This is a genomic window from Pseudomonas sp. GM24, from assembly GCF_000282235.1.
In the GTDB taxonomy this organism is placed as follows: Bacteria; Pseudomonadota; Gammaproteobacteria; order Pseudomonadales; family Pseudomonadaceae; genus Aquipseudomonas.
Map to the genome: position 1 here is coordinate 31,690 of NZ_AKJR01000049.1, position 24,164 is coordinate 55,853.

Here is a 24,164-nt window from a genome sequence, read left to right on the forward strand (position 1 = left end):
TATAATTACTTCCCTGCGCCAAAACGCTGAAGACTTTTGAAAAACTTGAATACCGACAAGCTATTAACATCACGCAACCGCAAGAACGGCTTCTCAACGAATGTGTATGTCAGATGAGCGAGCGCGTAAACGCATACAATGAAAATCGGGTAGGCCAGCCACGGATTATCGTAAATACGCTCGTGCAACCCATATCGATTCAAAACATTTATTACCAATATAAAAGCGAAAATATGGCCGAGATAAATTGAATAGGAAATCAGGCTGGTATATTTCACGAAGCGATTTACAATATTAAGGCGCGAAGCACTCAGACTGAAAAATGCAGGTATTAACGTGGCGAAAAATATCGCTGACCACGTGAAAAACAATGATTGCTCCAGCTTGCTACCAGCAGTCCATGGCATCCCTTGTCTAGTCAGGACAATCAATCCGACAGCGAATGTAAATGGCACATACCAAAATTTGGCCAGACATTCAAAGATCGGGCGGTGCCAAGTGTAGAGATAAGCGATCAATACCCCGAAACCAATGGCATCAAGGCGGTACAACACTACATAACGTGCATCGTCATATCGCACTGACTGAATTGGCAATCCGATACGCGCAAGAAAAGGCGCCACTATAAAGACCAGAATAACGATCGCTGCTGCGCTCTTTACGCCTGCGCCCAGCCCGATCATCAACAACATAACAAGCGGAAAGGTGTAGTAAAACCACTCTTCAACTGCCAGGCTCCAGGATAGACGGTAGAAATCCGTCATGCTCCATGCAAAGTTCTGCGCAAACACCAAGTAGTGAAACTGCTCGGCGAATGTCGTGGCGCCCGCCCAGTCAAATCGCAACGAAACAAAAAAGAAGAAAATATAGAGCGGTAAAGTCCTCATCCAGCGGCGATACCAAAACTCTGTCAATCCCGCAATCTTTTGTTCGCGCCAATGCGCCGCCTCTTTTAGCAGAATCCTGCCGATAAGAAAACCACTCAGACAAAAGAACAAGTCCACACCGAAAGTCGCCAGAAATGCAAATCCGGCCAATACTGGATGCGGTGCCGAGTGCCCGAGCATATGTCCGAAAACAACAAGCAGGCAGGCAATGGTCCGACAAACATCCAGGCCAAAGGAACGATGGACATTCTGTACAGCGCCTGTTGCTTGAGGGTTATTCATCAAGTTTCACTTCTTTAGTCCACAATATGTCACAGCAACGTCCTTCCGGTGCCCTGAACTGACCTAGCGCGACGCGTGTAATGGCCATCGGCGCGAACTCTATGCGGTAATGACAAGAGCCGGGACCTTCCTGCTTTTTGGTTTGGACTGGCGTCAAGGCCTTCAGATTGAACTGCTGATTGATGAATCCTTCCGGGCCTGCGCTCGCGGCATTCGCTGGATAAAGATGCAGGAAAAACTCATCCCCCAACTTGTCGATGTCACACGCTTGTACTTCCAGGGTGACCCCCGCGCTCGTCACGGCCACATCCACCCCTTGCGGAAGAACGACCGGAGGTTCGACCGGTACGGGCAATTCAACTACCTTGCCGACTCCTGTCCAGCGAGCGAAGGACAACACTCCTATCGCAATCAAGGCGAAAAAAAGGACACCACTCAATATCTTCAGATCGACCTTCACTCTCACTGCCCAATCATCACTGATTACTTTTGCGTACCATAAAACCAGCACTCCGCCCCATTCAGAAGCGAAACACTGGCTCGGTCAGTTATCCTGGCAGATGCCCTGTTACCAGCTGCTTAGCCTGCGCACTACCTTACCGGCAAAGCGCCGCAGTGGATTGCTGACGATGCGACTCGGCACTAGGGGCGCCAATGCTGCCGGGTTGAAAAATTCTTCCTGACCCGTGAGCGCGATGAAATCCAGGTAGTTGAAGCCGTGAATAGCTTCGATCTCCGCCCTCTCCTCGCTACTGTTCATCAACTGATACAGTAGTTCGACACCAAACAGCCGGGTGCCAGGGCAACCGCCGATCTGGATTGCGAACATTGCCAGCAAGTATCCACTATTAGCCCCTTTTGGCGTTACCCACTTTACACTTTCGGGAAACGCTTCAAGTATGTCGGTCAGCGACATGCCAATGTAGTTTTTCTTTTGAAAGTACCATTCCAGCCACATCCGGGCCCGCCTGTCCGGCCGATCCCCACTCTCGTTGGATTGATCCGAGAAGATACGGTGTAGAGTCAGTCGCTCTTGAACAACATGGATATCGAAAATCTTCAGTAACCGTGTCCACATTTCGGCATCGTCTGTTTGCGCATGCGCGCTTCTATAGAGACCCGCCTGTTCATAGGCACTGCGTCTGACCAACGCACTTGGGTGACACAACTGGTTTTCGTTGAAGAACAGCGAACGCAACCAGGCCGTCCGCGGCTTGTTCGGCTGATTGAACCATTCGACGACGAGTGGCTGGTTATTCTCGTCAATGCATTGAACATGCGAAAATACCGCACCTATGCCGGGATTTGCTTCCAGCACGGCCACTTGCTTTTCCAGCTTGTCCAGTTCCCAAGCATCATCCGAGTGGTGAATGGCAATATATTCACCGGTACTTTGCGATTCGATAGCACGATTAATGTTATAGATATAACGGCGAGTTCTATCGTTCTGAACCTTGATGATTCTTGGGTCATTGTAGCTTTCGATAACGGCCCACGAACCATCTGGCGAAACGTCATCTACAATAATCAGCTCCCAATCAGTAAACGTCTGATTGATCACAGAATCGATTGCCTGCCCTATAAACTTTTCATGGTTATAGGAGGTAAGAACAACTGAAACTTTCGCCACTTTACGCTCCGTTACGCTCATTAGTTACACGCAATGCCTTGCGCAACTCCGCTTGGGAAAGTTCGAGATCCACCTTCAACTGGCTCGCTTCTTTCTTCGACTGGTCCAGCTCAATTACGAGATTTTCGCATTCAGAGCGCAACGCTTCAAGTTGAGCTTGTTGAGCGAGCCTGTGGACCTCCAGGTCATTATATTGTGCCTCTTTAGCGACCATTTTGGCCTCTAGATCACCATATTGTGCGTCTCTGGCAATCCTATCGGCCTCTTGAGCACTACAGTGCGCCTCAATAGCATATATCTGCTCTTCTTTGCTCTTGGCGAAAGCAGCCCAAGTGTCGCGATCTCCGACAAGCCACTCTTTATCCTTCAGCAGGTCAGCCATCTGTTCGTTCAAACATTGGCGCATTTCACCCATGCGTTGATGCCTGCCGCGTAAAAGCTCAATCCCCTTCAGCGCCACCGTCAACTGCTCTTGCGAGAAACTTTCCTTCGCAGGCGGAATGACTTTTGAATAGCCATATTCCTCAAAATCCCTGGAATAAAGTTCTTTAATCAGCTCCTCGGATCGCGGGCTGATGAATTCCGGCAGATAGGGAATCATGCTCTCGTTCGCGCGAGCAGTCGTAAACGGACTTACATATGCCTCTGCGAGGTGAGCGCGCAGCGCAGCATCAAGCGCCGCAGTATCTTCTATTTTTGAGACGGCGCTGTAGGGGAAAAGTGCAGGCTGGAGCAAATCGTACTGAGGCGTCCAATGACAATCCTTGAAATCGTCGCGCTCGTGGACGTACAGATATTCGAGAAAACACTCGAAAGCCCCCGCCACATCTGACATGAGTTCAATCGGGTACTCGACGAAATCCTGCCCTTCATAAGGAACAATCTGCAACGGCTCGCGCAGCAGTATTTTCGATTGCCAGGCAGAAAAAATCCGTTTGTAGGGATTTCTCACCAGCGCAAAGCTGAAGTACCCATCGGCCTTTATCTGAGCAAGTCGCTCGGGGGATCTGACGAACAATCCTGGGGCGACGGCGAGCAACGTGTCATGAATGGCCAATTCCGGATCTGTTTCCGAACTGCTTTTCGCTTGCTGGACGGCCTGAACAACGCCCTCAAGCTCTGCAAACCACCATTTCACGGAGGTGCACGCCACCTTTGGAGTGGCCACGTAGAACAACTTCCGCTCATCCGAGACGCAGCTATTCCAGGAAAAATAGTCCAGCAAGCGCTGGTCATCACTACTCGTCATTACTTTTTTCTCAATTCTCATTGATTTTTATGCAAAGGGAAATCTTGCCGATATTCACGCTATATCGGGGCCCATACCCGGCCTCCTCATCCATTCGAACATCCCTGTCCCGAGGCATCTGAACGACTGATTCTCCCTCAGCAGATCAAGTTTTAGAGCAGTTCAAGCGCCGGTTCGTCTACGGAAACATCCATATAACCAAACGACCTCAACCCCTGATCCGACACCACCCTGAACATCGAAGCATCCAGAATCCGATGGCACAGGGTTGGCTCGCTCTCCGACCACACGCCCCCACCGACGAAGTATACGCCGGGGAGCATCACCATCTTGCAGCTGAACGTGACTCGAAACTCGCGCTCAGCGCCTTCACAGTCAAAATATTTCCCTTCATCGGGGAAACGCTGACCGGTAATCACGACGCCCGACACCGTGCGGATATGCATCGCAAAGAAAACCCGCGAAACCGCGTCAGTGAGGTTGCCCCGCATGACGATATCGTATTCGCCGCCGGCCTTCAGGACATTACAACGACGTCCTTCTTTGTCGAACACCTCGAACGCGTCGATTCGAGCACCTTGTTCGGGGTAGACCGTAGTCGACTCAGGCACCATTCCGGCATCGAAGTACTGGTCTTGCGCCGGAGCATCCTGCTCAGCTTCCAGCGGGGTCGTTTCGACAGCAATCTTGTCCGTACCAATTGCGCGGAATTCCTCGATCAATCGAGGCTGCTCTTCGGCTGGTGCGTAGATCAGCTTTTGATAAGCCCGCACCACCTCCATCGGCGATCCGGTACAGACGCGCTCACCGCGCTCCATCAAAATCGCCCGATCACACAGCTCGACAACCTGCGGTCCCGAGTGGGAGACGAACAGAATCGAAGTGCCCTTCGCCTTCAACTCATCGAGCCTGGCGAAACACTTGCGCTGGAAGCGCTCATCACCGACCGCCAGCGCCTCATCGACAATCAGGATGTCCGGGTCGACCATCGCCTGAACGGCAAACGCCAGACGCACGATCATGCCGCTGGAATACGTCTTGACCGGCTGATGGATGAACTCGCCAATGTCGGCAAATGCCGCAATGTCGTCGTAGCGCTCATCCACTTCCGCACGACTGAGGCCGAGAATCGCGGCGTTCATGTAGACGTTCTCGTGCCCGGTGAACTCCGGGTTGAATCCGGAGCCGAGCTCAAGCAGTGCGCCGATCCGGCCCAGAGTCTGAACATCACCGACGGTCTGGTTCAACGTACCGCAGATGACCTGGAGCAATGTCGACTTGCCGCTGCCGTTACGGCCGACAATACCGACAGTCTCGCCTTTCTTGATTTCGAACGAGACGTTCCTGAGTGCCCAGAACTCTCGATAGTATTGTTTGCGCTGACCAGCGACCATCTGCATGAGGCGATCGCGTGGCTTGTCGTAAATGTGATAACACTTGCTGACATTCTGCAGCTTGATCGCGATTTCAGAGGACATCGGCGAACCCCTTTCTAGTCTTCTGGAAGAAGGCAAACCCCAGGTAAGCCACTGCAATCGCTATGCATGCGTAGATGCCGAGCGCCTGCCAATCAGGCTGCTGCCCGAAAAACAGTACGGCCCTCACGTTCTCCACGGCCACGGTGAGCGGGTTGAGCAAAAGCAGATGCCGATACTCCTCCGGCACTGCCGTCGCAGGGTAGAAAATCGGCGCGAGAAACATCAGACCGCTGGTCACCAGGCCAATGAAATGCGCGACATCTCGCATGTAAACACCGATGGCGGCCAACCCCCATGACAGACCCAGGATGATCAGCACCAGAGGCGCTATGACCAGCGGCAGGTAAAACAATGTGAGCGGCGGCATGCCAAAAAACACGCAGTAAGCCAGCAACCACACAATCAGGCTGACCAACGCATGGAACAAGGAAGAGCCGGCGATTACGCACGGCAGTATTTCCAGCGGAAACACGACCTTCTTCACGTAGTTGGCATTTGAAATGATCAGATTGGGCGCGCGGGTGACACACTCTGCGAACAGGTTGAAAACCATCAGGCCGGCGAACAGGATCAACGCGAACTCGGCTTTTGAATCACCAGCCCCCGCCCAGCGTGAATTGAAGATGAAGCTGAACACGAATGTGTAGATCGCCAGCATCACGATCGGATTGAAGAACGACCAGAGAATGCCCATAAAGGAGCCGCGGTAGCGACCGATGACTTCGCGCTTGATCAAAGCAACGATAAGTGCGCGATTGCGCCAGACACTGGAGAACATGACGCCAGGCGCCGCTGAAAACTTCTGCATTAACCTGCGACCTCAAAAAAAATCATTTTCAAACCCTTTTCACAACATTCATCATCAAATTCCTTTGAAAATGATCGCTACTGCAAGCCCCAGATTTCCAAGGAGCGTCTGGCGGTAAATACCCGAGCGCCATATCCCGGTGATGCGTCCAGCCAAGCCCCGATTGCGAGCGCTCTTGAACCGGCTCAACACCTTGCGGTTCTGTTCGGTCAGAAGATGTTCAACCACCTCCAGGTGGTCGATGTTCTGATCGATCCAGCGCCGCAAACGTCCCTGAAACATTTTTCGGATACGCGTCAGGGCGGCCATGAACCCCGCATTGGCGCCTATCGAATTCGTTTCGTGCTGCCGATAGAAAAGATGCGGCACCTGATCGAAATGAAACTGCCCGCCGGCACCGGTCACCAGCATATAGGCCCACCAGTCATGGGCGACAATGCCCCGAGCCGGCCCCGCCTTCAATAGCTCATGCGCCGCGCGATTGAAAACCATCGTGTTTCCGGCGGCGACATTCTGTACGAGCGCATTGGGGAAGCTGAAGTCGCGGCAATATCCGGGGGTCATCCCCACTTCGACACCGGACTCATTGACCACCGTCGTCCGGGAGGCATACAGCGCAGGAACGCCAACGGGTACCTGACGTAGCCGCGTCAACGCAGCGCTGAGCTTATCGGCCGCCCAGACATCATCCTGGTCGGACCATGCGTAAAAATCAGCACTGATATTTTCCAGACAGGTCACCGACATGAAGTTGTCGGCGAACCCCGTTCGAGGGCCGGAAAGCAACGTCACTTTCTGCTCCCCCATACGCGCCTGAAACGACTTGAGAATCTCCAGTGTTGAGTCGGACGATCCGTCATCTGAGACGAACAGACGCCACTGCGCATGTTGCTGCTGCTCAATGGAGCTCAATTGCTCGGAAAGAAATCGCTCTCCGTTATACGAGCACAGCAATATCGCGACAGACTCATCCAGCTCCGGCACTTCGACTGTATCGACACTCAGGCCGGAGTTCGCGGAATCCGCTGATAAGGGGCTTGACACTGTATGCTCCACTGCAATTAAAACGCCGGTCGGAAGCCTGAGGAATCATATCCAGTGCTTCGGCGGTATCGGCTCCATTCGTTCCCTTCATGAAGCGGGCGATTATAGAGAACTTTCATCTCCGGTTGTTGGGCTTCGAGCAGGCGAAGCAAAATCGCAAAACCCGCTCCAGCCTCGATCAGGACTTCCTGCCAACGACAGCAGTCAGCCAGCAGACGAAAAAAAACAGAAACTTGTCACGCGGCCGCCGACGGCACTGCCCGCCCCTGACGGATAACCGCAGCAAGTCACGCCGCCGCAGAGGCAGCCAGCTGCTGACGAAGGGATTTTTATCCGCCCCGACAAGCAGAGCGATGGCCTGAACTTGCTTGAACCACCAGCCTTCATGGATGGTGACATAGCGTTGAAACAGTGATGTCAACCCGGTATTGGCGCCTACCTGGTTACTCTCATGCTGCCGATAACGCATGCTCGGCCGCGAATCGATGAACCATTTGAAGCCATGGCTGCGAGCGAACGCATAGCAATACCAGTCATGCAAACTGACTTGCTGCAGTTGCTCCCAATCCTGAATGACCTGTTGGCGCAGTGACCGGGCAAGCGCGGGGCTCAACACGTAAGTACAGCCAGGCCCCGCCGCCTCGAACAGAAAGTCCCAGGCAACTTGTGGCTGACTCTTGTCGAGCAGGATCGTCTTGCCATCCGGCCAGAAAGCCGTGACATTGCTGGAGTAGGCATCGACTCCGTGCGAGGTAATGGCTTGTGTAGCGCGCAGCAGCTTGTCGGACTCCCAGATATCATCCTGATCTGCAAACGACACAGCATCGTAATCGTGCAGATCAACATCTCGAATCAAACGAAAAAAATTGCGCGCCGCACCACCAAAACGCCCGGCAGGAGGCAAAAGAATCACGCGACTGTCGACCTCTTCGAGAGCTTTGCACCAGGCCTCGGTGCCGTCATCGGACAAATCAACGCTGATATGAATAGTGACATCGACGGACTGCTGACCGAGGATCGAGGCTACCTGCTCCTCGATCCACTGCATGCCATTGTAGGCAGCCAGCAAAACCGCAATCTTGGGATGTTTTACTGGCATGCCATTCCTGCTAGCAGCGATTGAACCCACCGATTGAAAGCGCGAGGCTTTCGAATCAGCGAGAAGGCGAGTCCAGCAGTTTTTGCAGGTACTGACCGTAACCGGTTTTCTTCAAGGCATTTGCCTGAGAACCCAGCTGCTCTGCTGTTATCCAGCCATTGTGGTAAGCAATTTCTTCGAGGCACGCTACTTTCAAGCCTTGACGCTGCTCGATGGTGTGAACGAAGTGACTGGCTTCCAACAAGGAGTCATGGGTACCGGTATCCAGCCACGCGAAGCCACGGCCGAGCATTTCGACATTCAGCGACTTCTTATTGAGGTAGGCGCTGTTCACATCAGTGATTTCCAGCTCGCCTCGCTCCGACGGCTTGATATTCTTGGCGATTTCCACGACCTCGTTATCGTAGAAATACAGACCGGTCACCGCGTAGTTGGATTTCGGCTTCAACGGCTTTTCTTCGATGCTCAGGGCACGGCCTGTCGCGTCGAACTCGACCACGCCAAAACGCTCCGGATCGGAAACGTGATAACCAAACACAGTGGCGCCACTCTTCTGCTCGTTGGCGGAGCGCAGATTGTCCGAGAAGTGCTGGCCGTAGAAGATGTTGTCACCCAGGATCAGACAGCAAGGGTCCTTGCCGATGAACTCTTCACCGATGATGAACGCTTGTGCAAGTCCATCCGGGCTCGGCTGCTCGGCATAAGTCAGCTCGATACCGTAAAGGCTGCCATCACCCAGCAATTTGCGGAAGTTCGGCAGATCTTCCGGCGTGGAGATGATCAGGATCTCGCGCATGCCGGCAAGCATCAGTACCGAAAGCGGGTAGAAAATCATCGGTTTGTCGTAAATCGGCAGCATCTGCTTCGACACGCCGAGGGTCAGCGGATGCAGGCGAGTGCCCGAACCGCCGGCGAGGATGATGCCTTTACGATTATTGGTGGTCATTTGTTCAGAACTTCCCTAAGCATTCGAGTTACACCACTTTGCCAATCCGGCAAGTGTAGAGAAAAATTGTCGCGCAGCTTTTGTGTATTCAAGCGCGAGTTCAACGGTCGACGTGCGGCAGTTGGATAAGCCGTTGCCTCAATGGGTTCAATTGCCTGTACGGCAAGCGACTCGCCATTGGCCTTGGCAAAATCCAGCACATGACAAGCATAGCCGTACCATGACACTTCCCCAGCGGCCGCCAGATGATACAAACCGGACAGCTCCGGGCGCTTGAGCGCTTGCTGCAGCGCCAGTGCGGTTATATCCGCAATCAGATCGGCACCTGTCGGCGCTCCTACCTGATCAACGATGACATTGAGCTTTTCGCGCTCTTTACCCAGACGCAGCATGGTCTTGGCGAAGTTGCCGCCACGAGCGCTGTAAACCCAACTGGTACGAAACAGCAAGTAACGGCAACCGGAGGCCTGGACGGCGCGCTCCCCTGCCAACTTGCTTTCGCCGTAGCGATTCAGCGGCTGCGGCTCGTCGCCTTCCAGCCAGGGCACTTGCCCCTGACCGTCAAACACGTAATCAGTCGAGTAGTGGACCAACCAGGCACCCACTTCACGAGCTTCGTCGGCGAGAACCTGGATAGCTTGCGCATTCACCAGATTAGCCTGATCTGGCTCGGACTCGGCAGTGTCGACGGCATTGTAAGCTGCCGCATTGACGATCACGTCAGGCTGGACCTTGCGGATTGTCTCGCGCAAGGCCGCCAGGTCGGTCAAGTCACCAGACAACCCGTCAACGCCATGCCGACCCAGTGCGATCAATTCGCCAAGCGGCCGGAGGGAGCGTTGCAACTCCCATCCCACCTGACCATCCTTTCCTAGAAGAAGGATCTTCATGCCTTGTTCGATCGATCCGCGTAGTTCTGATCGATCCACTGCTGGTAGCTGCCGCTCTTCACGTGCTCTACCCATTCGGTGTTGGTCAGATACCACTCGACGGTCTTGCGAATACCCGTTTCGAAGGTTTCTTCAGGCGTCCAGCCCAGCTCACGCTGGATCTTGCTGGCATCGATTGCGTAACGCTGATCATGGCCCGGGCGATCCTGGACATAGGTGATCAGACTGGCATGCGGGCGATGTGCAGAATCCGGACGCAGTTCGTCAAGCAGGGCGCAAAGTGTATGGACCACTTCGATGTTCTGCTTTTCGTTATGACCACCAATGTTGTAGGTCTCGCCGATAACACCCTCGGTCACGACCTTGTACAGCGCACGAGCATGGTCTTCTACATAAAGCCAGTCGCGAACCTGATTACCTTTGCCGTAAACCGGCAGCGGCTTGCCTTCCAGCGCATTGAGAATGATGAGCGGGATCAGTTTCTCGGGGAAGTGGCAAGGGCCGTAGTTGTTCGAGCAATTGGTGACCAGTGTTGGCAAACCATAGGTGCGAGCCCAGGCACGAACCAGGTGATCGGAACTGGCCTTGCTGGCCGAGTATGGCGAGCTTGGCTGGTAAGGCGTAGTCTCGGTGAACAGATCTTCCGGGCCTTCAAGATCACCATACACTTCGTCAGTGGAGATATGGTGGAAGCGGAAGTTGCTCTTGCGGGTATCGTCCAGCGCCGACCAATAGTGGCGTGCGGACTCGAGCAAAGTGTAAGTACCGATGATATTGGTCTGAATGAACTCGGACGGGCCCGAGATCGAGCGATCAACATGGGACTCAGCGGCAAGATGCATGATCGCATCCGGCTGGTGCTCACGCAGAACACGATCAACCTGCTCGCGATCACAGATATCAACGCGTTCGAATGCGTAACGCTCGTCTTGACTAACCTCGGCCAGCGACTCCAGATTGCCGGCGTAAGTCAGTTTATCGACGTTAACGACAGAATCGGTGGTGTTGGCGATGATGTGACGGATGACTGCCGAGCCGATAAACCCGGCGCCGCCGGTTACTAGAATTTTCACGCGGAACCATACCCTTGAGCTGCGGACAGCGCCATCAACGAGCACTGTCTAATCCATGAATGCAGAAGCCACCAAACATGAGGCTTCCGTCAAAGTCAGTCTGAATCGACGCGCAATAAAGCATTGTCGAACAAGGGCTGCATTTTACAGCTTAACGAACGTTTTACTAATGGATATAAACAGGGAGAGGCGCAATTTCGACAGACGCCCTGCACCTGCCGCTTTCAGACAAGGCGTTTGCGCGCCGCTCTGGAGGAGCGCCCCAAAAACCAACCGAGCACTGGCCCCATCAACATACCAATCAGCAACGCCAAGACTACGATCAGTGAAACTGGCAACTGCGGCCCGCTCAAACCTAGAAACAATAACGATACCGATTGCTGGTTTTCGAGCACAAACGCTAGAACCACCAGGATCAGTAAAAGAATAAAAACGCCAAGAAATATGCGCTTAAGGTTACGCATGAGGAACCCCTTGAGAGATAGCGACTGTCAAACCCCCTCCTCCTCTTCTTCATTCACCCGATCACGCAACTCTTTGCCCGGCTTGAAATGCGGAACGAATTTACCGTCAAGACTGACGGATTGGCCGGTCTTCGGGTTACGACCGACGCGCGGCGCACGGTAGTGCAGGGAGAAACTGCCAAACCCACGGATCTCGATGCGATCACCGGTGGCAAGGCATTGGGACATTTGCTCAAGCATGGTCTTGATGGCCAGCTCCACATCCTTGGATGAGAGCAGCCCTTGATGGGTGACAATTCGTTCGATCAACTCCGACTTCGTCATATTTTTCCCTTCTTTTTCAAGCAGCTAGATCAGCGCTTGAAAGGTTTTAGCACGCCCGGAAGATTTTGAACAGCCCAGGGATTGACATATCTTCCACCGCGTCGAAACGCCCGTTTTCAGGGCATCACAGCAACAAACAGGGCACGGCATGCTTAACGACATATCACCAGCATGGTTCGCGTCACGTAGCCCGCCGGATTGAAGCCAAAAGGAAACTCATCTTCATCCTTGGCATCATCCGATCGGGTGATCACCTTGTACCCCGCCCCCTTGCACTCCTTTGCCGCACGCTTCTGACATTTCTCCCAGCCAGAACCCAACCCAGAGCAGTCGACCTCTATACCACTGACACCACGCACAGCATGGGTCTTGGCACTGGTCGTACAGCCAGCCAGAACCAGTACAGCCATGAGGACAATAAACTTGTTCATCCACTTCCTTATGCCAGGCAACTGCCCGACGACTACACGCTTAAGACCAAGCTTAGACGTGAATAGACGATTGATCCGATTAAAGAAACAGACCGCCCGGAAGCCAGATTGGTTTCACCAAAACCATCATGCAAGCCGCGGACACTAAATCACAGGCACAAAAAAGGGCGACCGAAGTCGCCCTTTTTCATGATCAAGCAGAACTTAGTTCTGTTTGGCCATTGCCTGGCGCAGCAGTGCCGCCATGGTGGTGTCGCCAGCAGGAGCTTCTTCAGCCTTCAGGCTTTGGATAGCTTCTTTCTCTTCAGCATCGTCTTTCGACTTGATGGAGAGCTGGATTACGCGGCTCTTGCGGTCAACGCTGATGATCTTGGCTTCTACTTCCTGGCCTTCTTTCAGAACGTTGCGCGCGTCTTCAACGCGGTCACGGCTGATTTCGGAGGCTTTCAGAGTCGCTTCGATATCGTCGGCCAGAACGATGATGGCGCCTTTGGCGTCAACTTCTTTCACAGTGCCTTTAACGATGGCGCCTTTGTCATTCTCTTGAACGTACTCGGAGAACGGATCGCTTTCCAGTTGCTTGATACCCAGGGAGATACGCTCGCGCTCTGGGTCAACCGACAGGATAACGGTGTCCAACTCGTCGCCCTTCTTGAAACGACGTACGGCTTCTTCGCCCACTTCGTTCCAGGAGATGTCGGACAGGTGAACCAGACCGTCGATGCCGCCGTCCAGACCAATGAAGATACCGAAATCGGTGATCGACTTGATGGTGCCGGAGATTTTATCGCCCTTGTTGAACTGGCCAGAGAAATCTTCCCATGGGTTAGATTTGCACTGCTTGATGCCAAGGGAGATACGACGACGCTCTTCGTCGATGTCCAGAACCATAACTTCCACTTCGTCGCCGACTTGTACGACTTTCGAAGGGTGGATGTTCTTGTTGGTCCAGTCCATTTCCGAAACGTGTACCAGACCTTCAACGCCTTCTTCCAGCTCAGCGAAGCAGCCGTAGTCGGTCAGGTTGGTTACACGAGCGGTAACGCGAGTGCTTTCTGGGTAACGGGCTTTGATAGCAACCCATGGATCTTCGCCCAGTTGCTTCAGGCCCAGGGAAACACGGTTGCGTTCGCGATCGTATTTCAGAACCTTAACGTCGATTTCGTCACCAACGTTGACGATCTCGGAAGGATGCTTGATGCGCTTCCAGGCCATGTCGGTGATGTGCAGCAGGCCGTCCACGCCACCCAGATCGACGAATGCGCCGTAATCGGTGAGGTTTTTGACGATACCTTTGACTTGCTGGCCTTCCTGCAGGGATTCCAGCAGAGCTTCACGCTCGGCGGAGTTCTCGGCTTCCAGGACGCTGCGACGGGAAACGACAACGTTGTTGCGCTTCTGGTCCAGCTTGATGACCTTGAATTCCAGCTCTTTGCCTTCCAGGTGCGTGGTATCGCGCACTGGACGGACGTCAACCAGGGAACCTGGCAGGAACGCACGGATGCCGTTAACGTCGACAGTGAAGCCGCCTTTAACCTTACCGTTGATAACGCCCTTGACCACTTCCTCAGCTGCGAAGGCCGCTTCCAGAACGATCCAGCACTCAGCGCGCTTGGCTTTTTCACGGGACAGCTTGGTTTCACCGAAACCGTCTTCAACCGAGTCCAGAGCAACGTGAACTTCGTCACCGACATTGATAGTCAGATCGCCAGCGTCGTTGTAGAACTGCTCAAGCGGGATGAGTGCTTCAGACTTCAGGCCAGCGTGAACGGTTACCCAGCGAGCCTGGTAATCGATATCAACGATAACACCGGTGATGATGGAGCCTGCCTGAAGGTTCAGGGTTTTTAGGCTTTCTTCAAAGAGTTCCGCAAAGCTTTCGCTCATTTTAATTCCTGTAAATGAGGGCGAAGGATACGCCCATCTCCACACCCCAGACGGTGTGGGTTAGTTTCATTAAAAAGAAGCGCTGCAGGACTATGACTGGTCCCCTGCCGCCTTCTTGGTCACCCGGCGATATCGCGAATGGCGATCTCGCTCATGATGCGTTCAAGCACCTGATCGATGGACAACTCCGTGGAATCCAGCTGTATGGCGTCAGCCGCCGGCTTAAGCGGGGCTACCGCTCGCTGGGTGTCACGCTCGTCGCGTGCACGGATCTCATCTAGCAGACTCGACAGACTAACACCCTCGACTTTGCCCTTCAACTGCAAATATCGACGGCGCGCCCTCTCCTCGGCACTGGCGGTCAGGAAAATCTTCAGCGGCGCATCAGGAAAAACCACCGTGCCCATGTCGCGACCATCGGCCACCAGACCCGGCGCCTCCTGAAAAGCACGCTGGCGCTGCAGCAGTGCCTCGCGTACGGCCGGCAATGCCGCCACTTGCGAAGCGCCGGAACCGACGCTTTCGGTGCGAATGACATCGCTGACTTCGTCGCCTTCCAGAATGATCCGTTGCAACTGACCATCGGTCGCCGCAATGAACTGAACATCCAGATGAGCGGCGAGTTTCTTCAGCAGCTCTTCATTGGTCAGATCCACACCGTGGTTGTGCGCAGCAAATGCCAGCAAGCGGTACAACGCACCGGAATCCAGCAGGTTCCAGCCCAGACGCTTGGCCAGAATCCCGGCTACGGTGCCTTTGCCCGAGCCGCTTGGCCCATCAATGGTGATGACCGGTGCAATGTATTTCACGACTGAGCCTCTTGTGCCACACGAATACCGACCTGCCCGCACAGTGCGAGGAAGTTCGGGAACGACGTCGCGACGTTGGCGCAATCATGGATGCGGATCGGTGCAGTAGCGCGCAGCGACGCCACACTGAATGCCATCGCGATACGGTGATCGCCATGACCATGCACTTCGCCGCCGCCAATCTGGCCGCCGTCGATGATGATGCCGTCCGGGGTCGGCTGGCACTTGACGCCCAGCGCCAGCAAACCGTCTGCCATGACCTGAATGCGATCCGATTCCTTGACCCGCAGCTCTTCGGCACCGGTCAGCACGGTGCGCCCTTCGGCACAGGCTGCGGCGACGAACAACACCGGGAATTCGTCGATCGCCAGTGGAACCAGCGCTTCAGGAATCTCGATACCTTTGAGTTTAGCTGCTCGCACGCGCAGGTCAGCCACCGGCTCGCCGCCGACTTCACGCTGGTTTTCCAGAGTGATGTCCGCGCCCATCAGGCGCAGGATGTCGATCACGCCAGTGCGGGTCGGGTTGATGCCGACGTGCTCAAGCACCAGCTCCGAACCTTCGGCGATCGAGGCCGCGACCAGGAAGAACGCTGACGACGAGATGTCGCCGGGCACTTCAATGTGGGTCGCAGTCAGCTTGCCGCCGGACTCGACCGAGGCCGTAGCGCCATCAACGCTCACCGGATAACCGAAACCACGCAGCATGCGCTCGGTGTGGTCGCGAGTCGGAGCCGGCTCGGTCACGGTGGTCTTGCCTTCAGCGTACAGACCGGCGAGCAGCAGGCAGGACTTCACCTGAGCACTGGCCATCGGCATGGTGTAAGTCAGGCCTTTGAGCTTGTGTCCGCCACGAATGGTCATCGGCGGACGACCTTCAGCAGCAGTTTCAATCACGGCGCCCATTTCGCGCAGTGGATTGGCCACGCGATTCATCGGACGCTTGGACAGCGAGGCGTCGCCAGTCAAAACGCTGTCGAAGTTCTGCGCCGCCAACAGGCCGGACAGCAGACGCATCGAGGTACCGGAGTTGCCCAGATAGATCGGGCCGGGCGCCGGCTTCAAGCCGTGCAGGCCGACACCGTGGATGGTCACGCGGCCGTGGTGCGGGCCTTCGATGACCACGCCCATGTCGCGGAATGCCTGCAAGGTCGCCAGGGCGTCTTCACCCTCAAGGAAGCCTTCGACTTCAGTGACGCCTTCGGCCAGCGAGCCGAGCATGATCGAGCGGTGGGAAATCGATTTGTCACCCGGTACGCGAATCCGACCGGACAGGCGGCCACCAGGTTGAGCCAGGAAGATCAGATCGTTGGAATTCATAGCGTCCACATAGGCCCTGCGGGCCAGGATTTTACTGAAATGCTCGCGGGCAACCCGGGCGCGAGTGAAAACGCCCAACAATTGGTGCCCATCCCCTGCATCGACCGCGTCGCGCAAGGCGTCGAGGTCGCTGCGAAATGTATCGAGTGTGCGCAGGACAGCCTCGCGGTTGGCGAGGAAGATGTCGTGCCACATCACCGGGTCGCTTCCGGCGATTCTTGTGAAATCGCGGAAACCGCCCGCAGCGTAACGGAAGATCTCAAGATTTTCATTGCGCTTGGCCAACGAATCGACCAGACCGAAGGCCAGCAGATGCGGCAGATGACTGGTCGCGGCCAGCACTTCATCGTGACGCTCGACCTGCATGTGCTCGACGTCGGCGCCCAATTCGCGCCACAGACGATCAACCACAGCCAGCGCCGCCGGATCGGTTTGCTCAAGCGGCGTGAGAATCACTTTGTGGCGACGGAACAGTTCGGCATTGGAGGCTTCCACCCCGCTCTGCTCGGAACCGGCAATCGGATGACCCGGTACGAATCGCGGCGGCATAGCGCCAAACGCTTCGGTCGCCGCGCGCACCACATTGCCTTTGGCGCTGCCGACATCGGTCAGAATCGCCGAGCCCAGATCCATGTTCGCCAACCGCGCGAGCACTTTCTCCATGGCCAGAATCGGCACCGCCAACTGAATCACGTCAGCGCCCTGGCATGCGGTTGCCAAGTCATCTTCACAGCGATCCACAACGCCTAACTCAACCGCCAATTTGCGCGACTGCGGGTCGAGATCGACCCCGACCACTTCGCGGCAGATACCGCTTTCACGCAAGCCTTTGGCAAACGAACCACCGATCAACCCCAGACCGACCACCACAAGGCGACCGATCATAGGTGCAGCAGATTGCAGTGCAGTGACATCACCCACGAGCCAGAACCTTGCGCAGCGCTTCGAGGAAGCGGCTGTTTTCCGCCGGCAGACCGATGGTCACCCGCAGGTGGTTCGGCATGCCGTAGTTGGCTACCGGACGCACGATCACGCCTTCGCGCAGCAAGCCCTGGAACACCGGAGCCGCGACCTGACCGAGGTCGACGCAGATGAAATTGCCTTTGGATTCGATCCAGCTCAGCCCCAGCTCACGGAAGCCGGCCTGCAACTGCTGCATACCCGACTCATTGAGCTGACGGCTTTGCGCCAGATATTCCTCATCCTTCAGCGCAGCGCAGGCTGCCGCGAGGGCCAGACTGTTGACGTTGAACGGCTGGCGAACGCGGTTCAGCACGTCAGCCACAACCGCAGTCGACAGACCGTAGCCAACGCGCAATGCCGCCAGGCCATAGGCTTTGGAGAAGGTGCGCGAGACCAGCAGATTCGGGTAAGCGGCGAGGAAATCCAGACCGTCCGGCAGATCGCTGCCTTCGGCGTACTCGATGTAAGCCTCGTCCAGCACCACCAGCACATGCTCCGGAACGTCCTGCAGGAACTCGTCCAGCGCTTCAGCACCGAACCAGGTACCGGTCGGGTTGTTCGGGTTGGCGATAAACACCACGCGGGTGTTGGCATCGATGGCCGCGAGCATCGCAGGCAGGTCATGCCCCCAATCCTTGGCCGGCACCACCTTGGCTTGCGCGCCGACTGCCTGGGTGGCAATCGGGTACACAGCGAAAGCGTGCTCACTGAACACGGCATTCAGGCCCGGCGCCAGATAGGCGCGCGCGACCAGTTCAAGAATGTCGTTGGAACCGTTGCCCAGCGTGACCTGATTCAGCTCGACGCGGCATTGCTCGGCCAGCAGGGATTTCAGCGCGAAACCGTTGCCGTCCGGGTAACGCGTCAACTCGGCCAGCTCTTCGCGGATCGCCGCCAAGGCTTTCGGACTGGCACCCAGCGGGTTTTCGTTGCTCGCCAGTTTGACGATTTTTGCCGGATCCAGGTCCAGCTCGCGCGCCAGTTCGTCCACAGGCTTGCCCGGAACGTACGGCGAAAGTTGTTGCACGCCCGGCTGTGCCAGAGCGAGGAAGTTGCCACTCATTTGCTACCGCCCCTTAGAGAACTGCTTTCGGGTAGGAACCCAGCACTTTGAGTGCTACTGCTTCCTGACTGATCTTTTCCAATACACCTTTGATCAACGGATCACGGTGATGGCCGACGAAGTCGATGAAGAACACGTAGGTCCATTTGCCACTGCGCGACGGACGGGTTTCGATACGGGTCAGGTCGATCCCGTTGTCGTGGAACGGCACCAGCAACTCATGGAGCGCGCCGGGCTTGTTGCTCATCGACACGATGATCGAGGTCTTGTCGTCGCCGGTCGGCGGCACTTCCTGGTTACCGATCATCAGGAAGCGCGTCGAGTTGTCGGGACGGTCTTCGATCTTCTCGGCCAGACGCGTCAGGCCATACAGCCCTGCCGCCATGTCGCCGGCAATCGCCGCCGAATTCCACTCGCCTTTAACCCGCTTGGCCGCTTCGGCGTTGCTCGACACCGCCACGCGCTCGACATTCGGGTAATGCGCGTCCAGCCACTTGCGGCACTGGGCCAGCGATTGCGCGTGGGAATAGATGCGGCTGATGCTGTCGGTCTTGGTATTTTCACCGACCAACAGGTGATGGTGAATGCGCAGCTCGACTTCGCCACAGATGACCATGTCGTGTTCGAGAAAGCTGTCCAGCGTGTGGTTGACCGCGCCTTCGGTGGAGTTTTCCACCGGCACCACGCCAAAGTTCACCGCACCGGCCGCCACTTCACGGAACACTTCATCGATCGCCGCCATTGGCTTGCTGATCACCGCATGACCGAAGTGCTTCATGGCCGCAGCTTGAGTGAAGGTACCTTCAGGGCCGAGGTAAGCCACTTTCAGCGGCTGCTCCAGCGCCAGGCACGACGACATGATTTCGCGGAACAACCGCGCCATCTCTTCGTTGCCCAGCGGCCCCTGGTTGCGCTCCATGACACGCTTGAGCACCTGAGCTTCGCGCTCAGGACGATAGAACACCGGCACTTCGCCTTCGGCCAGCGAGGCCATCTTTACTCGCGCGACTTCCTGGGCGCAACGCGCACGCTCACTGATCAGCTCCATGACTTTGGTGTCCAGAGCGTCAATGCGAACGCGCAGCGCCTTGAGTTCTTGCTCGGACATCAGCCGTGTTCCTTCTCGAATTCAGCCATGTACGCCACCAGCGCATTAACCGCGGTGATGTCGACGGCGTTGTAGATGGAGGCGCGCATGCCGCCCACGGAGCGGTGGCCCTTCAGATTGAGCAAGCCGCGCTCTTCGGCACCGACGAGGAACGGCTTGTCCAGACGATCATCGGCCAGACGGAACGGCACGTTCATCCACGAGCGATCCGATTTGTTGATCGGGTTGCTGTAGAGGCCGCTGGCGTCGATGAAGTCGTACAGCGTGCGCTGTTTGACGTCGTTGAGCTTGGCGATCGCTTCGACACCGCCCTGCTCTTTCAGCCACTGGAACACCAGGCCGGACAGGTACCAGGCCAGGGTCGGCGGGGTGTTGTACATCGAGCCGTTATCCGCTGCGACTTTGTAGTCGAGCATGGTCGGGCACAGCGCGCGCGCCTTGCCGAGCAGGTCTTCGCGGATGATGTTGACCACAATACCGCTCGGGCCGATGTTCTTCTGTGCGCCGGCGTAGATCATGCCGAAACGCGAGATATCGACCGGGCGCGAGAGGATGTCCGAAGACATGTCGGCTACCAGCGGTACATCACCGACTTCAGGAATCCACTGGAATTCCAGACCACCGATGGTTTCGTTCGGCGCGTAGTGAACATAAGCGGCGTCTTTCGACAGCTTCCACTCGTTCTGGCCCGGGATAGCGAAATAGTCGTATGGCTTGGCGGTGGCGGCAACATTGACGTGGCCGTAGCGCGAAGCTTCTTCGATGGCTTTCTGCGACCAGATACCGGTGTCGATATAGTCGGCCGAGCCGCCTTCAGGCAGCAGGTTCAGTGGGATCTGCGCGAATTGCTGGCTGGCGCCACCTTGCAGAAACAGCACTTTATAGTTCGACGGGATATTCAGCAGGTCACGCAGATCCTGCTCGGCCTGGGTGGCGATGGACACGAACTCATCGCTGCGATGGCTCATTTCCATGACCGACAGACCCTTGCCATGCCAATCAAGGAGTTCACCCTGGGCGCGCTGCAGGACAGCTTCAGGAAGCGCCGCAGGACCGGCGCAGAAGTTATAGGCTCGCTTGCTCACATCCAATCTCGCTCTGACTTGGTGATACACAAAAAATCTGTAAATCTGATAGGTCTACCTCTGTAGCAGCCTTCGGCAACTCCTACAGGGGAAATTCATACCGGACAAATAACAAGGGGGCGAATTCTCATCCGCCCCCTCGTTTGTCCGCTTATTCTTGCGGTTCTTCGTCTGCTGCGGCGTCGAGTTGCTGGTCTTCACCGGCATCGTCGTTTACGACAGTGCCTTCGAATTCCTCGCCCTCTTCACCCTCGAGCTCTTCACCCTCAACTTCCGAAGGCTCCTGAACCCGCTCCAGCCCGACCAGGGTTTCATCCTTGGCCAGCTTGATCAGCGTTACACCTTGAGTGTTACGACCCAGGCTCGACACTTCGTCGACACGGGTACGCACCAGGGTGCCCTGATCGGAGATCAGCATGATTTCTTCACCGTCCTGCACCTGAACTGCGCCGACCAGACGGCCGTTACGCTCGTTGCTGACCATGGCGATAACGCCCTGACCGCCACGTTTGTATTCAGGGAACTCAGTGATCGCCGTGCGCTTGCCGTAGCCGCGCTCGGAGGCGGTGAGGATTTCGCTGCCCTCTTCCGGAATCAACATGGAGATCAGCTTCTGCCCTTCCGGCAGACGCATGCCACGCACACCGCGGGCGGTACGGCCCATGGCGCGAACTTCGGATTCCTTGAAGCGCGTCACTTTGCCGCCGTCGGAGAACAGCATGATTTCCTGCTCGCCATCGGTGATGGCTGCGGAGATCAGGATGTCGCCTTCGTCCAGTTCCAGCGCGATCAGACCAACGCTGCGCTGACGGCTGAAGGCCACCAGCGGAGTCTTCTTCACGGTACCGTTGGCAGTCGACATGAAGATGAACGGCGCTTTCTTGCGATCGGCAGCCTTGATGCGAGCGCGACGCTCTTCATCGGTTTCGTTGCTGTTTTCGATCTCTTCTACATCAGCCTCGACGCCTTCGGCTTCTTCTTCATCAGCCTGACGCTTCATGGCTTCGAGATCGACCGGCAGCATGGTGGTGATGTACTCGCCTTCGCTCAATGGCAGAAGGTTGACCAGCGGACGGCCACGGGCGGCGCGGGACGCTTCCGGAATCTCGTAGGTCTTGAGCCAGTACACCTTGCCCTTGCTGGAAAACAGCAGCAGCGTGGTGTGACTGTTGGCAACCAGCAGGTGAGCGATGTAGTCCTCATCCTTGACGCCGGTGGCCGATTTGCCTTTACCGCCACGACGCTGAGCCTGATACGCAGCCAGAGGCTGGGTCTTGGCGTAGCCCCCGTGGGAGATGGTCACGACGCGTTCTTCTTCCGGGATCATGTCACCCAGGGTCAGATCAAGACGGGCATCGAGAATTTCGGTGCGACGCTGGTCGCCGTATTCGGCGCGGATCACTTCCAGCTCTTCGCGGATCACTTCCATCAGGCGCACGGCGCTGTTGAGGATGCGGATCAGCTCGCCGATCTGGTTAAGGATCTCTTGATACTCGGCCAGCAGTTTTTCGTGTTCCAGACCGGTCAGACGGTGCAGACGCAGTTCCAGAATGGCTTGCGCCTGTTCTGGCGACAGGAAGTACTTGCCTTCGCGCAGACCGTATTGCGGGTCGAGGTTTTCCGGACGGCACGAATCGGCACCGGCACGTTCCACCATCGCCACCACTGCCGAGGATTCCCACGGCGTGCTGACCAGGGCTTCTTTTGCTTCCGACGGCGTCGGCGAAGCCTTGATCAGCGCGATAACCGGATCGATGTTCGACAGGGCAACGGCCTGACCTTCGAGGATATGACCACGCTCGCGCGCCTTGCGCAGTTCGAACACGGTACGGCGGGTAACGACTTCGCGACGGTGACGGACGAAGGCTTCCAGCAGATCCTTGAGGTTCAGGATGCGTGGACGACCATCGATCAGCGCAACGATGTTGATGCCGAATACCGATTGCAGCTGGGTCTGGGCGTAGAGGTTGTTGAGGATCACCTCAGGCACTTCGCCGCGACGCAGTTCGATCACGACGCGCATACCGTCCTTGTCGGACTCGTCGCGCAGTTCAGTGATGCCTTCCAGCTTCTTCTCTTTGACCAGCTCGGCGATCTTCTCGATCAGACGCGCCTTGTTCAACTGGTAAGGGAGTTCGGTGATGACGATCTGCTGACGGCCACCGACCTTGTCGATGTCTTCGATGATCGAGCGGGCGCGCATATAAATGCGCCCGCGACCGGTGCGGTAGGCTTCGATGATGCCGGCGCGACCATTGATGATCGCGGCGGTCGGGAAGTCCGGACCGGGGATGTACTGCATCAACTCGTCGACGGTCAGCTCAGGGTTGTCGATGAGTGCCAGGCAACCGTCGATGACTTCACCGAGGTTGTGTGGCGGAATGTTGGTCGCCATGCCCACGGCGATACCGCTGGAGCCGTTGACCAGCAGGTTGGGGATACGGGTCGGCATGACCGCCGGGATCATTTCGGTGCCGTCGTAGTTCGGCACCCAGTCCACGGTTTCTTTGTGCAGGTCAGCCAGCAGCTCGTGCGCCAGCTTGGTCATGCGCACTTCGGTGTATCGCATCGCCGCGGCGTTATCGCCGTCGACCGAACCGAAGTTGCCCTGACCGTCTACCAGCAGGTAGCGCAGGGAGAAAGGCTGAGCCATACGAACGATGGTGTCGTACACGGCAGTGTCACCGTGCGGGTGATACTTACCGATCACGTCGCCGACAACACGGGCAGATTTCTTGTACGGCTTGTTGAAGTCGTTGCCCAGCTCGCTCATCGCGAACAGTACGCGACGGTGCACGGGCTTGAGGCCATCGCGCGCATCCGGCAGTGCACGGCCGACGATTACGCTCATCGCGTAGTCGAGGTAGGACTGTTTCAGCTCGTCTTCGATATTGACCGGGAGGATTTCTTTGGCCAGTTCGCCCATGAGAAGCCTGATTCCTTTTTCTGGTGAAACTTCGTCATATCCATGTGGGAGCAACGAAGCTCGCCGGGGCAGGCCGAGTGCCATGCGCCGACTTACGACAAATCAACATTGGATCGCGGATTTGCGCAGTAAAGACAGCTCCGTGGAGCTGCCTCGGAAAACGCCGGATGTTATCACAAAGGCCGCCACGCACCTATCCCCCAGATGCGCATGGAGCATAGTTAGTTGACCGGTGACAGGCTTAACGGGGACGAGAGAAGCTCAGAGCTTCTTTGAATGCAGATTTGAGGGCTGATTTGCGGATGTTTATTGACATTTAGGGGTACAAACACCTGTAGGAGCTGCCGAAGGCTGCGATCTTTTGATCCTGCCCTCTAAAAAGCAAGATCAAAAGATCGC

Annotated in this window: 21 protein-coding genes; all 21 read right to left on the reverse strand. The window is 56.2% G+C overall.

The genetic code is table 11. From position 1 onward, the window contains the following. Positions 1 to 5: 5 nt before the first annotated feature. Positions 6 to 1,169: an acyltransferase family protein gene (locus PMI23_RS08100; RefSeq protein ID WP_177321048.1), complete on the reverse strand. Its 1,164-nt coding sequence runs from the start codon at positions 1,167 to 1,169 to the stop codon at positions 6 to 8. After that, positions 1,162 to 1,680 (reverse strand): hypothetical protein, encoded by a 519-nt coding sequence (locus PMI23_RS29975; RefSeq protein WP_238539523.1) that lies wholly within the window; start codon positions 1,678 to 1,680, stop codon positions 1,162 to 1,164. Before PMI23_RS29975 ends, PMI23_RS08100 begins: the two co-directional genes overlap by 8 nt. A 57-nt stretch (positions 1,681 to 1,737) precedes the next feature. Then, positions 1,738 to 2,799, reverse strand: a complete 1,062-nt coding sequence (locus tag PMI23_RS08110) for a glycosyltransferase family 2 protein (RefSeq protein WP_007908467.1) — start codon at positions 2,797 to 2,799, stop codon at positions 1,738 to 1,740. A gap of 1 nt (position 2,800) precedes the next feature. After that, positions 2,801 to 4,048 (reverse strand): sulfotransferase family 2 domain-containing protein, encoded by a 1,248-nt coding sequence (locus tag PMI23_RS08115; protein WP_007908465.1) that lies wholly within the window; start codon positions 4,046 to 4,048, stop codon positions 2,801 to 2,803. Positions 4,049 to 4,200: 152 nt separating this feature from the next. After that, positions 4,201 to 5,526, reverse strand: coding sequence for an ABC transporter ATP-binding protein (locus PMI23_RS08120; RefSeq protein WP_007908462.1), 1,326 nt, complete (start codon positions 5,524 to 5,526; stop codon positions 4,201 to 4,203). Continuing rightward, positions 5,516 to 6,334: an ABC transporter permease gene (locus PMI23_RS08125; RefSeq protein WP_007908460.1), complete on the reverse strand. Its 819-nt coding sequence runs from the start codon at positions 6,332 to 6,334 to the stop codon at positions 5,516 to 5,518. Before PMI23_RS08125 ends, PMI23_RS08120 begins: the two co-directional genes overlap by 11 nt. 54 nt (positions 6,335 to 6,388) lie before the next feature. Continuing rightward, positions 6,389 to 7,378: a glycosyltransferase family 2 protein gene (locus PMI23_RS08130; protein ID WP_007908457.1), complete on the reverse strand. Its 990-nt coding sequence runs from the start codon at positions 7,376 to 7,378 to the stop codon at positions 6,389 to 6,391. A 178-nt stretch (positions 7,379 to 7,556) separates the two neighbouring features. Then, on the reverse strand, positions 7,557 to 8,477 hold the full coding sequence (locus tag PMI23_RS08135) for a glycosyltransferase (protein WP_007908455.1): 921 nt from the start codon (positions 8,475 to 8,477) through the stop codon (positions 7,557 to 7,559). A gap of 55 nt (positions 8,478 to 8,532) precedes the next feature. Beyond that, a complete protein-coding gene (rfbA, locus tag PMI23_RS08140; protein ID WP_007908453.1) occupies positions 8,533 to 9,423 on the reverse strand; it encodes a glucose-1-phosphate thymidylyltransferase RfbA in 891 nt (296 codons plus the stop codon). Further along, positions 9,420 to 10,313 carry a dTDP-4-dehydrorhamnose reductase gene (rfbD, locus tag PMI23_RS08145; protein WP_007908452.1) on the reverse strand — a complete coding sequence of 298 codons (894 nt, stop codon included), beginning with the start codon at positions 10,311 to 10,313 and terminating at the stop codon, positions 9,420 to 9,422. Before rfbD ends, rfbA begins: the two co-directional genes overlap by 4 nt. Further along, positions 10,310 to 11,386, reverse strand: coding sequence for a dTDP-glucose 4,6-dehydratase (gene rfbB, locus PMI23_RS08150; RefSeq protein WP_176472320.1), 1,077 nt, complete (start codon positions 11,384 to 11,386; stop codon positions 10,310 to 10,312). Before rfbB ends, rfbD begins: the two co-directional genes overlap by 4 nt. Before the next feature lie 224 nt (positions 11,387 to 11,610). Then, a complete protein-coding gene (locus PMI23_RS08155; protein ID WP_007908448.1) occupies positions 11,611 to 11,850 on the reverse strand; it encodes a LapA family protein in 240 nt (79 codons plus the stop codon). A 27-nt stretch (positions 11,851 to 11,877) separates the two neighbouring features. Continuing rightward, positions 11,878 to 12,174, reverse strand: a complete 297-nt coding sequence (ihfB, locus tag PMI23_RS08160; RefSeq protein WP_003189779.1) for an integration host factor subunit beta — start codon at positions 12,172 to 12,174, stop codon at positions 11,878 to 11,880. A gap of 152 nt (positions 12,175 to 12,326) precedes the next feature. Further along, positions 12,327 to 12,605 carry a hypothetical protein gene (locus PMI23_RS08165; RefSeq protein WP_007908433.1) on the reverse strand — a complete coding sequence of 93 codons (279 nt, stop codon included), beginning with the start codon at positions 12,603 to 12,605 and terminating at the stop codon, positions 12,327 to 12,329. Positions 12,606 to 12,809: 204 nt separating this feature from the next. Further along, positions 12,810 to 14,492, reverse strand: a complete 1,683-nt coding sequence (gene rpsA, locus PMI23_RS08170; RefSeq protein ID WP_007908431.1) for a 30S ribosomal protein S1 — start codon at positions 14,490 to 14,492, stop codon at positions 12,810 to 12,812. 119 nt (positions 14,493 to 14,611) lie between these two features. Continuing rightward, complete coding sequence (gene cmk, locus PMI23_RS08175; RefSeq protein WP_007908422.1) at positions 14,612 to 15,301, reverse strand: (d)CMP kinase; 690 nt, start codon at positions 15,299 to 15,301, stop codon at positions 14,612 to 14,614. Continuing rightward, positions 15,298 to 17,505 (reverse strand): bifunctional prephenate dehydrogenase/3-phosphoshikimate 1-carboxyvinyltransferase, encoded by a 2,208-nt coding sequence (locus tag PMI23_RS08180; protein WP_007908420.1) that lies wholly within the window; start codon positions 17,503 to 17,505, stop codon positions 15,298 to 15,300. The genes cmk and PMI23_RS08180 overlap by 4 nt, the downstream gene beginning before the upstream one ends. Positions 17,506 to 17,533: 28 nt before the next feature. Further along, complete coding sequence (gene hisC, locus PMI23_RS08185; protein ID WP_007908418.1) at positions 17,534 to 18,646, reverse strand: histidinol-phosphate transaminase; 1,113 nt, start codon at positions 18,644 to 18,646, stop codon at positions 17,534 to 17,536. A 13-nt stretch (positions 18,647 to 18,659) separates the two neighbouring features. Beyond that, complete coding sequence (gene pheA / locus PMI23_RS08190; RefSeq protein WP_007908404.1) at positions 18,660 to 19,754, reverse strand: prephenate dehydratase; 1,095 nt, start codon at positions 19,752 to 19,754, stop codon at positions 18,660 to 18,662. Continuing rightward, positions 19,754 to 20,839 carry a 3-phosphoserine/phosphohydroxythreonine transaminase gene (serC, locus tag PMI23_RS08195; protein WP_007908403.1) on the reverse strand — a complete coding sequence of 362 codons (1,086 nt, stop codon included), beginning with the start codon at positions 20,837 to 20,839 and terminating at the stop codon, positions 19,754 to 19,756. Before serC ends, pheA begins: the two co-directional genes overlap by 1 nt. A 151-nt stretch (positions 20,840 to 20,990) precedes the next feature. Further along, a complete protein-coding gene (gene gyrA, locus PMI23_RS08200) occupies positions 20,991 to 23,765 on the reverse strand; it encodes a DNA gyrase subunit A (protein ID WP_007908402.1) in 2,775 nt (924 codons plus the stop codon). Between the last annotated feature and the right edge of the window lie 399 nt (positions 23,766 to 24,164).

Bases quoted from the DNA above. Each gene is read 5' to 3' on its own strand.
- PMI23_RS08100 (WP_177321048.1), bottom strand. From the start codon at position 1,169: ATGAATAACCCTCAAGCAACAGGCGCTGTACAGAATGTCCATCGTTCC.
- PMI23_RS08115 (WP_007908465.1), bottom strand. From the start codon at position 4,048: ATGACGAGTAGTGATGACCAGCGCTTGCTGGACTATTTTTCCTGGAAT.
- PMI23_RS08120 (WP_007908462.1), bottom strand. From the start codon at position 5,526: ATGTCCTCTGAAATCGCGATCAAGCTGCAGAATGTCAGCAAGTGTTAT.
- PMI23_RS08125 (WP_007908460.1), bottom strand. From the start codon at position 6,334: ATGCAGAAGTTTTCAGCGGCGCCTGGCGTCATGTTCTCCAGTGTCTGG.
- PMI23_RS08135 (WP_007908455.1), bottom strand. From the start codon at position 8,477: ATGCCAGTAAAACATCCCAAGATTGCGGTTTTGCTGGCTGCCTACAAT.
- rfbA (WP_007908453.1), bottom strand. From the start codon at position 9,423: ATGACCACCAATAATCGTAAAGGCATCATCCTCGCCGGCGGTTCGGGC.
- rfbD (WP_007908452.1), bottom strand. From the start codon at position 10,313: ATGAAGATCCTTCTTCTAGGAAAGGATGGTCAGGTGGGATGGGAGTTG.
- PMI23_RS08155 (WP_007908448.1), bottom strand. From the start codon at position 11,850: ATGCGTAACCTTAAGCGCATATTTCTTGGCGTTTTTATTCTTTTACTG.
- ihfB (WP_003189779.1), bottom strand. From the start codon at position 12,174: ATGACGAAGTCGGAGTTGATCGAACGAATTGTCACCCATCAAGGGCTG.
- PMI23_RS08165 (WP_007908433.1), bottom strand. From the start codon at position 12,605: ATGAACAAGTTTATTGTCCTCATGGCTGTACTGGTTCTGGCTGGCTGT.
- rpsA (WP_007908431.1), bottom strand. From the start codon at position 14,492: ATGAGCGAAAGCTTTGCGGAACTCTTTGAAGAAAGCCTAAAAACCCTG.
- PMI23_RS08180 (WP_007908420.1), bottom strand. From the start codon at position 17,505: ATGATCGGTCGCCTTGTGGTGGTCGGTCTGGGGTTGATCGGTGGTTCG.
- hisC (WP_007908418.1), bottom strand. From the start codon at position 18,646: ATGAGTGGCAACTTCCTCGCTCTGGCACAGCCGGGCGTGCAACAACTT.
- pheA (WP_007908404.1), bottom strand. From the start codon at position 19,754: ATGTCCGAGCAAGAACTCAAGGCGCTGCGCGTTCGCATTGACGCTCTG.
- gyrA (WP_007908402.1), bottom strand. From the start codon at position 23,765: ATGGGCGAACTGGCCAAAGAAATCCTCCCGGTCAATATCGAAGACGAG.